A 12,688-nucleotide genomic window follows, 5' to 3' on the forward strand; every position below is an offset into this window, starting at 1 on the left:
TTGATATAACTTGCTGCGCGCTCGGACCTGGCTGGATGCAGGGTGCGATGTGAAATAATAAAAGAGGGGATGAATAGAGTGAATAAGTCACAATTGATCGACAAAATTGCTGCCGATGCTGATATTTCTAAAGCTGCTGCAGGACGTGTTTTAGATGCATTTATGGGCTCAGTTTCAGATGCGCTGAAAGAGGGTGATGAAGTGGCTCTGGTGGGTTTCGGCACATTCTCTGTGCGTGACCGCGCTGCACGTACCGGTCGTAATCCGCAAACCGGTAAAGAGATCACCATTCCGGCCGGTAAAGTTCCCGGTTTCCGTGCTGGTAAAGCATTGAAAGACGCTGTCAATTAATAACAACGAATAGATTCATTGACGCATTTTCTTCAGTGGATTAGAGGACGATTAACCCGTTCTCATGTAACATACGGGCACATCAATCTGATGTGCCTTTTTTTTGTTTTAACCGGTGAGAATCGGGCCGTAAGATGGACCTGGACCGGATTGAGACTGCCAGCTAAGCCTGCAGTTGCGTGAGTCGCCAGCGAGTGGCGAATTGCGACCGAGCTTTACATTCACACTACAGCGGAGTGTTGCCATACCATGATGGACAATTTACGCGCGGCGTCGAACAATGTCGTGCTCAAGATTATTCTGGGACTGATTATGGTCTCCTTTGTGCTGACGGGCGTTGGCAACTATCTGATTGGCGGCAATAACGATTATGCGGCCAAAGTTAATGGTCAGGAGATCAGCCGTGGACAGCTGGAGCAGGCGTTCAACAGCGAACGCAGCCGTCAGCAGCAGATGCTGGGCGACCAGTTCTCGCAGTTGGCCAGCAACGATGGCTACATGCAGCAGATCCGCCAGCAGGCGCTGTCGCAGTTAATCGATCAGGCGCTGCTTGACAGCTACATCAAAGATCTCCACCTCAGCATCAGTGACGATCAGGTTAAGCAGGCTATCTTCAATCAGCAGGCTTTCCAGACCAACGGCAAATTCGACAATGCGAAATATCTGGCTCTGATCGGCAACATGGGTTTCAGTGCTGACCAGTACGCTGAAGCATTGCGTAAGCAACTTTCTAATCAGCAGCTGATTAATGCCGTTGCTAACACCGATTTCACGCTCAAAGGCGAAGCCAGTAAACTGGTGGACCTGGTTTCACAACAGCGTGACATTCGTCAGGCGACGCTGGACGTCAACGCGCTGGCGGCGAAGCAAACCGTCACCGACGATGAAATCAGTCAGTATTATCAGCAGCATAAAACCAGTTTTATGGCGCCGGAACAGTTCCGTGTCAGCTATATCCTGATGGATGCGGCCAGCATGCAACAGGATGCCAGCGAGGCGGATATTCAGGCCTGGTACGACCAGCATAAAGCAGACTATACACAGCCGCAGCGTACGCGTTACAGCGTGATTCAGACTAAAACTGAAGCCGATGCCAATGCGGTACTGGCCCAGCTGAAAGGTGGCGCCAGCTTCGCGGATGTGGCGAAAGCCAAATCAATCGACCCTATTTCTGCGCGTAAGGGCGGTGATATGGGCTGGCTGGAACCTTCAACGACGCCGGATGAGCTGAAAAATGCGGGTCTGACTCAGAAAGGCCAGATGTCAGGCGTGATCAAATCCTCAGTGGGTTTCCTGGTCGTTCGTCTCGACGATATTCAGCCAGAGCAGGTTAAGCCGCTGAATGACGTTCGCAGCGCCATTGCCGCGAAAGTGAAGCAGGAAAAGGGCGTTGATGCCTTCTACAAACTGCAACAGAAAGTCAGCGAAGCAGCCAGCAATGACAATGAGTCACTGGCGGGTGCGGAGCAGGCTTCGGGTCTGAAAGCGAAAGAGACCGGCTGGTTCAGCCAGGATACGCTGCCAGACGCACTGAACTTCGATGCGGTGAAGCAGGCGATCTTTAATGGTGGCCTTGTGGGGCAAAACGGCGCGCCGGGCAACAACTCCGATATCATCACTGTTGATGGCGATCGTGCCTTTGTGCTGCGTATCAGTGAGCACAAACCAGAAGCGGTAAAACCGCTGGATCAGGTTAAGGCGCAGATCACGGACACGCTTAAGCATGATAAAGCGACGCAGCAGGCGAAAGCCCAGGCGGATAAACTCCTGACCGATCTCAAAGCCGGTAAGCAGGATGCGCTGACTGCCGCGGGTCTGACCCTGAGCGCCAGCAAAACTGTTGACCGTAACGCGCAGGATCCTGTTGCACAGGCGGCCTTTAATCTCCCTCAGCCCGCGGAAAATAAACCTTCATGGGGTGTGAGCGAAGATATGCAGGGCAACGTGGTACTGGTGGCGGTTGATAAAGTTAAAACGGGTAGCATGCCGCAGGCGCAGATTGACGAAATGGTCAAAGGCGTCACGCAGAATAATGCACAGCTGACGTTTGAAGCGTTGCTGCAAAACCTGCGTAAAGAAGCCAAAATTAAGTACGGCGCTGCTGCACAAATGCAGTAAGCCTCGCAGAAACAGTGCAACAACAGTAACAATCAAAGGCCGCATTCGCGGCCTTTTCCATTTCTGCAATTCCACTTTTGTGCCTTGTGCGCAGCGGTGACACGCTGTCGCTGCTGTTTAAACACAAGGAGAAACACAGCATGGCTAAACCTAAACTCGTTGCCCTTTATCTTTCCCTCGCGCTGGGTGGTGCACTCTGTCATACCAGCGTCTCTGCGGCCCCTGAATCTGCCAGCGACGCTGTCACGCAGAGCGCACTATCCGCGTCAAAGCCGGCATCACCCTTACAGCCACAGCAGGAGCAGGTCAGTATCAATGACGCGACAGCGGAACAGCTCACTGCCGTCATGAATGGCGTAGGGTTGAAAAAAGCCCAGGCGATTGTGAGCTATCGCGAACAGTACGGGCCCTTTAGCGCAATTCAGCAACTTAGCGAAGTGCCGGGCATTGGCAACGCGTTGATAGAGCGGAATGCGGGCAGGCTGAAATTGTGAGGCAGTACACATCTGTGATGCTTAAGCCGCGCTGAGCAGGCGACTCTGCTAAAGTGAACAGGTCCAACCAGTTAACTTACAGTAGCAGGAGAGCATGACCATGCAGACCACCATAAAAGTGCGCGGCTATCATCTGGATGTCTATCAGCACGTCAACAATGCACGCTATCTTGAGTTTCTTGAGGAAGCTCGCTGGGAATGGCTGGAAGAGGTTGAAGCATTCCACTGGTTGCAGGAACAGAAACTGGCTTTTGTGGTGGTCAACATCAACATCAATTATCGTCGCCCGGCCGTGCTGGGCGACGTACTCACTATCGACAGTGCAATCACGCAGTTGAATGGTAAAAGCGGCATTATTGCGCAGCGGGTTTTGCTGGCAGGTCAGGAAACCGTCGTGGCGGATGCTGCACTCACGTTTGTCTGTATTGATTTGCGGACCCAGAAGGCGGTTGCGCTGGAAGGAGAATTACGCGAGCGACTGATGCGTCTGATGGCATAAACCGGGTAAAGGCGGCAAACTAAATTCTCTGCCGCCACGCCAGAGTGCCTTAACTAAGGCCGCTCTTAGCTTTCATCGCGGCCATTACGCTATCACGATCGTTGAGATACCCCTGCAAGCCATTAGCCCTTAAATTGCAGGCAGCACACTCACCACATCCGTCACCTTTCACGCCGTTATAGCAGGTCAGCGTCTGCTCACGTACCAGCGAAAGCTGCTGCCAGTAGTCCGCCAGCGCCCAGGTTTCCGCTTTGTTGAGCCACATCAGCGGCGTCTCAAAACGAACCTCGCGCGCCATGCCAAGCGACACCGCATGGTTCAGCGCTTTGACAAACTCATCACGGCAATCGGGATAGCCAGAGAAATCGGTCTCACAGACGCCAGTGATCACCGCTTCCGCTTCAACCTGGTAGGCGTAAACCGAGGCCAGCGTCAGAAAGAGAATATTGCGGCCCGGCACGAACGTACTGGGTAAACCACTGGCCTCAGGATTGTAAGCCGGCACCGGAATGTTATCCCGTGTCAGGCTGCTGACGGCGAGTTCGTTCAGCATGGTCACATCCAGTACTTTATGCGCGCGCGCGCCCAGTTTACTGGCCAGATCCCGGGCAACCTCAATCTCTTCCCGGTGGCGTTGTCCATAATCGAACGTGACGCAGTGAACCTCATCATATTGCTCTAAGGCCTGAATCAGACAGGTAGTGGAGTCTTGTCCACCGCTGAAAACTACAACAGCGCGTTTCATGGTGTTTTCCTGGTCATTAATTTTGCGCTTATGGTAATGCCTCAGTCCGCTGCTGAACAGCTGCAAGGCGGATCAATGGGCGGTGGAATCCAGGCGCGACTGAAATCGAACCAGCCCAGGGTGTTGAGCTCAATGCCTTCAACGCCAGGCGGTGCGTGGATTTGGTAGCGATAATTGAACAGCGGCAGCAGAATGCCCTTCATCATCAGCTGATGATAAAGCTGGTGAAGCGTGTGAGTACGAATGTTGCTGTCCGCGATCTGCTGAATAGCCAGCAGTTGCGCCTGGACGTCTTCGCCCTCTGGTGTGACCCACAGCGGCCGCCATAGCGGATCGCTCTGCAACCAGTTGGCCAATGTAAAGACCGGCGCATCACCAATCAGCCTGTCACCCATCACGATATCTGCTTCATCGAGTTGCTCGATGCGGTGCCAGTTTTTTACCGGGTGAAACACCACGTTCAGGCTGCAACCGTGCCGTTTTAACAGGGCAACCAGCGCCTGTGACATCTGGTGTAATTCAACCGGTAACTGATAATGCAGCGTCAGTGTCGCCGGCAAGGGGACCGGGACATGATTAATCCGCGGCACATCCCAGCCAGGTAACAGTTCGCTGCTGGGCGTGATTAATCCTTCATCCAGTGGCAACCGGCTGACGATGCCGCTTTGCTGAATTAGCTGAAAAAGCGTACGTGCCTGATCGCACGTAAATCCGGCTCGTGGTCGGCAGACCAGATAACAGAAGCCGAGACTGATGCTGCTGCTCACCGGTTGTAACGTCCTGAGTTCATCGGCATCCCCTATGGCAATTTGCACCGGATGACGACAGCTACTGCCGAGAGCAGGATCAAACAACTGAGGCGTAATCCAGTACTCCACGGCTTGCAACAGCGGCCGCTGCAGATGCCAGCGGGAATGACTTTCAATCCTGACCAGCTCAGGACTAAAGTGCGCCAGTTTCCATGGGCCGCTGCCAATGACAGCATCATCAGGATGAGGCAACAGGCATAACAGATGGGCAAGGCGATGAGGCAGCCAGAAGTCAGGGCGTCGCAGGATAAACCGCAGCGCAAGCGGATGGGGGGCATCCACGCTAATCACATCAGCCAGCAATACACGCACGCGCGTATCGTGCAACAGCTGACGGAATTGCGTCACCAGTTGTGCGGCCTGCACTGGCTCGTCGTTGTGCCACATTAGCTGAGGACGTAACCAGAATAACCAGCAACATGATGCCTCATCATGTTGCCAGTGGTGTGCCAAATCGCCCACCGGCTCATCCTGTTCAAACCGGGTCAGTCCTGAGTAGATCTGGCGCACCAGATGCTGTTCAGCCCGTCCGGCAATCTGGCGCGGCTCAGTGCTTTCCATCGGGCGATAGTAGGGAATACGCAGAACCGGCGTATCGTTCTGCCACTGACCACCCATGAGTGGCCGCAGCATATTGATCAGCCTTTCCGGTGCCAGATCCAGCAACTGCAAAGCCTCCGCCGCCTCTCCGGCATCAAGCTGGCGTTGCAGCAACTGCTGTCGTAATTGTTCAGGCGTTTGCAGAAACGTTAATTTCCCCTGCTTGCCACGGCCTGGCTCGCCATGCCAGCGAAGCCAGCCTGCGTGCTGCCACTGTGACAGCAACGTTCGCAGATGGCGTTCGCTGCAGATGCAGTGGCGCGCCATCTCTGCCACGCAGGTCTGCTGAGAGGCGCCCAGACTCTGCTGCCACAGACGTTGAAACTGATTAAGGCGATTAAGTTGGCGCATGCTAAACCCGGAACAGTTTTTTTTAAGTATTCACTATTAGTTCCGTAATTTACAGGCAATAGTAAAGCCATCTTTCATCAGGAGGGGAATCATGGTGCGTTTAGCCGCGTTCGATATGGATGGCACATTGTTGCTGCCGAATCATCAGTTGGGTCAGCAGACTCTGGAGAGTTTGCAGGCATTGCATCTGCGTGGTGTTAATCTCGCGCTGGCAACGGGCCGCCATCTGCAGGAAATGCAGATCCTGCGGGAAAAAATGACACTTCCCGCATGGCTGATCACCGGTAATGGCACCCGCGTACACGATCGGTCTGGCAATCTTATCTTCGCACGTGATCTGCCTCCTGCCGTCGCTGAAGAGGTCATCCACCGCCACTGGGATACCACCGCGACAATCCATATTTTCAACGATCAGGGGTGGTTTACCGATCGACCTGCTCCGGAGCTGCTGCTGGCCCATCAGATGAGCGGATTCGGCTATCAGCTGTGCGATCTTAAAAAGCTGCCTGCGCATCAGGTGACAAAAATCTGCTTTATTGATCAGCATCAGAATCTGTGTCGGCTAAAGATCTCGCTGGATGCCGCATTGGGCGAGCAGGCTACGATCTGCTTCTCTGGGGTGGACACGCTGGAGGTCTTGCCCGCTCACTGCAACAAAGGCAGCGCGCTGGCGCTGTTATGTGATCACCTGTCGCTGACAATGGCGGAATGTATGGCGTTTGGTGATGCGATGAACGATCGCGAGATGCTGGCGCAGGTCGGGCAGGGCTTCATCATGGGCAATGCGATGGCGCAATTGAAAGCCGCACTTCCGCATTTACCCGTATTAGGGCATTGCGAGACACAGGCAGTGTCTCACTATTTAAATCACTGGCTGGCTACACCTGACCTCGCGTATTCCCCCGAATGCTGAGGATTGCCGTGCACCGGACAGGATGTCCGGTTTTTTATTCCAGCTCGCGATGCCACGGCGTGATATCGCCAATATGTTTTGCTACCCACTCTGTCTGATAGTAGCTATCGGGATAACGTTCGCCACTGTCGCAAAGCAGTGTCACCAGCGCCCCTTGCTGATTTGCCGCCCGTAAGCGTTTCGCCACCTGCATCATGCCCCAGAAATTAGTGCCGGTAGAGGCGCCAGGTTTGCGTCCCAGAATCTTTTCCAGTTTCAGCATGGCGGCCAGCGTCGCACCATCCGGCACTTTTATCATTTCATCGATCACGTCAGGCATAAACGAGGGTTCTACCCGTGGACGGCCAATCCCCTCGATCATGCTGCCGCGCGTGCTGGTCAGAGTGGCATCACGCTGCCTCCAGTAGTCGAAAAAGACAGAATGCTGCGGATCCACTACCAGCATTTTCGTTTCCAGTCCCTGGTAACGAATATAGCGGCCCAGGGTCGCTGAAGTGCCGCCGGTGCCTGCACTCATGATGACAGTATGGGGAATGGGATAGGGCTCGTGCTGCATCTGACGAAAGATGCTCTCTGCAATGTTGTTATTGCCACGCCAGTCTGTCGCGCGTTCAGCGTAAGTAAACTGATCCATAAAATGGCCATTCAGCTGCCGCGCCAGCCGTTCAGACTCTGCGTAAAGCTGGCAGGGATCCTCGACAAAATGGCACTGTCCGCCATAAAACGCGATCTGCTCAATTTTACGCTTCGCTGTACTGGCGGGCATCACTGCAATAAACGGCAGGCCCAGCAGCCTTGCGAAGTACGCCTCAGAAACCGCAGTGCTGCCTGACGAGGCTTCTATAATCGGCGTATCCTGTTTAATCCAGCCATTAGAAAGGCCGTAAAGAAACAGAGATCGTGCCAGCCGATGTTTAAGACTGCCACTGGGATGGGTGCTCTCATCTTTCAGATAGAACCAGATGCCGGGAAAATCCGCCAGATCGAACCGGATCAAGTGGGTCTCTGCCGATCGTTGAAAGTCAGCATTAATTTCGTTGATAGCGTGACGAATCCAGCAAGTGTGCATCTCAGGCGTCCGATAAAAAATAATGAGACTATTTTATGGCACGTGCAGGAAAAAGAGATTGCAAAATTACCGCTAAAATCGCGGTAATGGAGAAAATGATTCTCTCGGAGCCCCGAATGTTAGATAAAACTGACCTCAAATTGCTCGCGCTACTGCAGCAGGACTGTACCCTGTCACTGCAGGCATTGGCGGATGCCGTCAACCTTACCACCACACCCTGCTGGAAGCGCCTGAAAAAACTGGAAGATGATGGCATTATTCGCGCTCGGGTAGCGTTGCTGGATGGTGATAAAATCGGACTGTCACTGACGGCATTTATGTTTGTGAAAACCCAGCAGCACAGCCGCGACTGGTATCAGACTTTTGTCTCCGTGGTGAGTAGCATGCCGGAGGTCATGGCCTTTTACCGCATGGCAGGGGAGTATGATTACCTGCTGCGCATTCAGGTGGCCGATATGAAAAGCTATGATGCTTTTTACAAGCGAGTAGTCAATGGGGTGCCCGGCCTGATTGATGTGACATCCAGCTTCGCCATGGAAGAGATTAAATACACCACGGCTTTACCTGTCGCCCTCTGAGGGCCTGAGATTGAGAGCAGCGTTGTGCGATTATTCAGTCAGTTAAGTTGGTATTTCCTGCGGGAGTGGCGGCGCTATCTGGGCGCGGTCATCCTGCTTATTGTTATTGCTATTCTGCAGTTGCTGCCGCCGCATGTAGTCGGCGTGATTGTCGATGGTGTAACACGTGACAACATGAGTTCCAGCCGCATCATGATGTGGATTGGGATCATGCTGGCAACGGCAATCGTGGTCTATCTGCTGCGCTATGTCTGGCGCGTCCTGTTGTTTGGTGCCTCCTACCAGCTGGCGGTTGAACTGCGCGAAGATTTTTATCGCCAGTTGAGTCGTCAGCAACCGGCATTTTACCTGCGTCACCGCACCGGCGACCTGATCGCGCGCGCCACCAACGACGTGGACCGCGTGGTGTTTGCGGCCGGAGAAGGGGTACTGACGCTGGTCGATTCGCTGGTGATGGGATGTGTGGTGTTGCTGGTGATGAGTACTCAGATCAGCTGGCAACTGACGCTGCTGGCGCTGGTGCCGATGCCGATTATGGCTATCGTGATCCATCGTTACGGTAATCAGTTGCACCACCGCTTTAAGCTGGCACAGGCGGCCTTCTCCAGCCTCAACGATCAGACGCAGGAGAGCCTGACCAGCATCCGGATGATCAAAGCCTTTGGTCTGGAACAGCATCAGTCGCAGCAATTTTCCGACATCGCCCGTGATACCGGGGAAAAAAACCTGCGCGTCGCGCGGGTCGATGCCCGTTTCGATCCCACAATCTACATCGCGATCGGTTTCTCAAACCTGCTGGCGATTGGCGGCGGCAGCTGGATGGTATGGCATGATCAGATGACGCTGGGACAGCTCACCAGTTTTGTGATGTATCTCGGCCTGATGATTTGGCCAATGCTGGCGCTGGCGTGGATGTTTAATATTGTCGAACGCGGCAGCGCCGCCTGGAGCCGCATCGGTGCGCTGCTGGCAGAAGCGCCAGCGGTGGAAGATGGCGATAAATCTTTACCCCCTCAACCCGGCATGCTGCAGGTCGCTATTCGCGCCTTTCACTATCCGGCCAGCACAGGTCCGGTGCTAAGCGATATCATCTTCCAGTTGAAACCCGGTGAAATGCTGGGACTGTGCGGGCCAACCGGCAGTGGCAAAAGCACACTGCTCAGCCTGATTCAGCGTCACTTTGATATTCAGCAGGGTGACATCCGCTACCATCAGATCCCGCTGCCGCAGTTACGGCTGGACAGCTGGCGCAGCCGTCTGGCCGTAGTCAGCCAGACACCGTTCCTGTTCTCAGACAGTGTGGCGAACAATATTGCATTGGGGAAACCGGGCGCAACCCAGCTGGAGATAGAACGTGCAGCTATGCTGGCCTGTGTTCATGACGATGTCCTGCGTCTGCCACAGGGTTATGAAACGGAAGTCGGGGAGCGCGGCGTCATGCTGTCCGGTGGACAGAAGCAGCGTCTTTCGATTGCCAGGGCACTCCTGCTGAATGCCGAAATCCTGATTCTGGACGACGCACTTTCTGCAGTGGATGGACGTACCGAACACGAAATCCTGCATAATCTGCGCATCTGGGGGCAGGGGAAAACACTGATTATCAGCGCACACCGCCTGTCGGCGCTGACAGAAGCCAGTGAAATTCTGGTGCTGCAACAGGGCAGCGTGATGCAGCGAGGCGATCACGATGCGCTGGCCAGCAGTGCTGGCTGGTATCGTGATATGTACCGGTATCAGCAACTCGAAGCGGCACTGGATGATGATGAAAATGAGAAAGGAGTGCCGCATGGCTAAGTCTGCACGCTTGTGGCCAACCCTGAAGCGTCTGCTGAGCTACGGCAAGCCATGGCGCAAATCTCTGTCGCTGGCGGTTGGCATGCTCTGGATTGCTGCCGCAGCGGAAGTGACCGGCCCGGTGCTGGTCAGCTATTTTATTGATAACCTGGTGGCGAAGCATCAGATGCCCTGGGGTATCGTTGCCGGACTGGTGGTGAGTTTTATTCTGCTTCAGTTACTGGCCGCCGGGCTGCACTACTGGCAGGCGCTGTTATTCAACCGTGCCGCAATTGGTGTGGTCCAGCAGTTGCGCTGTGACGTGATGAATGCAGCACTCTGTCAGCCGCTGAGCGCCTTTGATACCCAGCCGGTCGGTCAAATCATTTCGCGTGTGACGAACGACACCGAAGTCATCCGCGATCTCTACGTCACGGTGGTCTCCACTGTGCTGCGCAGTGCTGCACTCGTTGGTGCCATGATGGTAGCGATGTTCAGCCTTGACTGGCGTATGGCACTGGTGGCGATGATGATCTTCCCGCTGGTACTGATAGTCATGTTTATCTATCAGCGCTACAGCACGCCGATTGCCCGACGGGTTCGCAGCTATCTGGCAGACATTAACAACGGCTTTAACGAAGTGATCAGCGGCATGAGCGTGATTCAGCAGTTTCGCCAGCAGGCGCGATTTGGTGAGCGTATGGGCGAAGCGAGTCGCTCCCACTATCTGGCGCGAATGGAGACGCTGCGTCTTGATGGCTTTCTGCTGCGCCCTCTGTTGAGCCTGTTTTCAGCGATGGTACTGTGTGGGTTGCTGATCCTGTTCAGCTTCTCGGTGCCTGGCGTGTTTGAAGTCGGGGTGTTGTATGCCTTTATTACTTACCTGGGCCGCCTGAATGAGCCGCTGATTGAGCTGACCACGCAGCAATCGATGCTGCAACAGGCGGTGGTTTCTGGTGAGCGTATTTTCGAGCTGATGGATGCTACGCAGCAGCAATATGGCATCGACCCGCAGCCACTGGCTTCAGGTCGTATCACCCTGAACAATCTCAGTTTTGCCTACCGTGAAAACCGCGATGTACTCAGTGATATCAATCTTGACGTCGCACCGCGTGAATTCGTGGCACTGGTGGGCCATACCGGCAGCGGCAAGAGTACTCTGGCTAATTTGCTGATGGGCTACTACCCGGTGACGCGCGGCGAAATCCGGATTGATGACCGGCCTATTGGTGACCTGAGTCATGCCGTGCTGCGACACGGTATCGCGATGGTGCAGCAGGATCCGGTCGTACTGGCCGATACGCTGCTGGCCAATGTCCGGCTGGGCCGCGACATCAGTGAAGAGGCTGTCTGGCAGGTGCTCCAGCAGGTACAGCTGGCGCCACTGGCGCAGGCTTTACCAGAGGGAATTTATACCCGGCTGGGCGAGCAGGGCAATAATTTGTCGGTCGGACAGAAGCAGCTGCTGGCGCTGGCCCGGGTACTGGTTGATCTGCCGCAGATACTTATCCTCGACGAGGCAACAGCCAATATCGACTCCGGTACCGAACAGGCGATTCAGCAGACACTTGCGACGCTTCGTCAGCACAGTACGCTGGTGGTGATTGCGCACCGACTATCAACGATTGTGGAAGCGGACAAGATTCTGGTGCTGCATCGCGGTCGTGTGGTGGAGCAGGGTACCCATCAGCAACTGCTGGCGATGCAGGGACGCTACTGGCAGATGTATCAGCTACAACAGGCAGGTGAAAATCTGGCGTCGGGCGTGCCTGTAACATCTGAAGGTTGAGCTGCACCTTTTTTGAGCATGTTTATCAGAATAATCTGTACAAATGCACTCCTTTGACGCCTTAAGCACCAAAGGAGTGCAGTCCCTGGCAGTATTCCCCTTCATCCAGGCTTCAGGTTTCCGCTACGGTTAAAACCATGCCTTGCCGCGTCTCGCCTGACTCACTGATTAACGTCAGTTTTACACTCTGGCACAGGCTTTGCTTATATCCCTTCGTGTCCATAAACGTTACCAATTTACTCGCTGGAGGGGATCCAATGAAGCTGGTCACCGTCGTAATTAAGCCATTCAAGCTGGAGGATGTACGTGAAGCTTTATCCTCTATCGGCATTCAGGGACTGACCGTCTCCGAAGTGAAGGGGTTTGGCCGTCAGAAAGGCCATGCAGAGCTTTATCGTGGCGCAGAATACAGCGTAAATTTCCTGCCAAAAGTCAAAATTGATATCGCGATTGCCGATGATCAGCTGGACGAAGTGGTGGATGTCATCAGTAAAGCGGCTTACACCGGCAAAATTGGCGACGGTAAGATTTTCGTGGCTGAACTGCAGCGCGTCATCCGTATTCGTACCGGCGAGACCGATGAAGCCGCTCTGTAATCA

12 protein-coding genes are annotated in these 12,688 nt (G+C 54.3%); 9 read left to right on the forward strand and 3 right to left on the reverse strand.

From position 1 onward, the window contains the following. Positions 1-78 precede the first annotated feature (78 nt). From hupB to NP77_RS03745, 4 genes are all read left to right on the forward strand, one after another. On the forward strand, positions 79-351 hold the full coding sequence (hupB, locus tag NP77_RS03730) for a nucleoid-associated protein HU-beta (protein WP_033731763.1): 273 nt from the start codon (positions 79-81) through the stop codon (positions 349-351). Positions 352-600: 249 nt separating this feature from the next. Continuing rightward, positions 601-2,469, forward strand: coding sequence for a peptidylprolyl isomerase (gene ppiD / locus NP77_RS03735; RefSeq protein ID WP_008924898.1), 1,869 nt, complete (start codon positions 601-603; stop codon positions 2,467-2,469). A 140-nt stretch (positions 2,470-2,609) separates the two neighbouring features. Continuing rightward, positions 2,610-2,963 (forward strand): helix-hairpin-helix domain-containing protein, encoded by a 354-nt coding sequence (locus NP77_RS03740; protein WP_008924899.1) that lies wholly within the window; start codon positions 2,610-2,612, stop codon positions 2,961-2,963. A gap of 100 nt (positions 2,964-3,063) precedes the next feature. Beyond that, on the forward strand, positions 3,064-3,462 hold the full coding sequence (locus tag NP77_RS03745; RefSeq protein ID WP_003850485.1) for a thioesterase family protein: 399 nt from the start codon (positions 3,064-3,066) through the stop codon (positions 3,460-3,462). A gap of 49 nt (positions 3,463-3,511) precedes the next feature. Here NP77_RS03745 and queC read toward each other — a convergent pair whose 3' ends face one another. Then, complete coding sequence (gene queC / locus NP77_RS03750; protein ID WP_008924900.1) at positions 3,512-4,207, reverse strand: 7-cyano-7-deazaguanine synthase QueC; 696 nt, start codon at positions 4,205-4,207, stop codon at positions 3,512-3,514. Between the two features lie 41 nt (positions 4,208-4,248). Further along, on the reverse strand, positions 4,249-5,967 hold the full coding sequence (locus NP77_RS03755; protein WP_039659079.1) for an SgrR family transcriptional regulator: 1,719 nt from the start codon (positions 5,965-5,967) through the stop codon (positions 4,249-4,251). A 91-nt stretch (positions 5,968-6,058) separates the two neighbouring features. Here NP77_RS03755 and cof point away from each other — a divergent pair, with 91 nt between their 5' ends. Then, positions 6,059-6,880 (forward strand): HMP-PP phosphatase, encoded by an 822-nt coding sequence (gene cof / locus NP77_RS03760; protein WP_039659081.1) that lies wholly within the window; start codon positions 6,059-6,061, stop codon positions 6,878-6,880. Positions 6,881-6,914: 34 nt separating this feature from the next. Here cof and NP77_RS03765 read toward each other — a convergent pair whose 3' ends face one another. Beyond that, a complete protein-coding gene (locus tag NP77_RS03765; RefSeq protein ID WP_039659083.1) occupies positions 6,915-7,949 on the reverse strand; it encodes a PLP-dependent cysteine synthase family protein in 1,035 nt (344 codons plus the stop codon). A gap of 116 nt (positions 7,950-8,065) precedes the next feature. On the opposite strand from NP77_RS03765, the gene NP77_RS03770 reads away from it, so the two are divergent. From NP77_RS03770 to glnK, 4 genes are all read left to right on the forward strand, one after another. After that, positions 8,066-8,527 (forward strand): Lrp/AsnC family transcriptional regulator, encoded by a 462-nt coding sequence (locus NP77_RS03770; protein WP_033742960.1) that lies wholly within the window; start codon positions 8,066-8,068, stop codon positions 8,525-8,527. Between the two features lie 24 nt (positions 8,528-8,551). Further along, positions 8,552-10,321 carry a SmdA family multidrug ABC transporter permease/ATP-binding protein gene (locus NP77_RS03775; protein ID WP_039659084.1) on the forward strand — a complete coding sequence of 590 codons (1,770 nt, stop codon included), beginning with the start codon at positions 8,552-8,554 and terminating at the stop codon, positions 10,319-10,321. Beyond that, positions 10,314-12,089: a SmdB family multidrug efflux ABC transporter permease/ATP-binding protein gene (locus tag NP77_RS03780; RefSeq protein WP_039659086.1), complete on the forward strand. Its 1,776-nt coding sequence runs from the start codon at positions 10,314-10,316 to the stop codon at positions 12,087-12,089. Before NP77_RS03775 ends, NP77_RS03780 begins: the two co-directional genes overlap by 8 nt. Before the next feature lie 257 nt (positions 12,090-12,346). Continuing rightward, positions 12,347-12,685, forward strand: a complete 339-nt coding sequence (gene glnK / locus NP77_RS03785) for a P-II family nitrogen regulator (protein ID WP_003850469.1) — start codon at positions 12,347-12,349, stop codon at positions 12,683-12,685. The last annotated feature ends 3 nt before the right edge of the window (positions 12,686-12,688 follow it).

This window comes from Pantoea sp. MBLJ3 (genome assembly GCF_000816655.1).
GTDB classification, from domain to species: domain Bacteria; phylum Pseudomonadota; class Gammaproteobacteria; order Enterobacterales; family Enterobacteriaceae; genus Pantoea; species Pantoea eucalypti.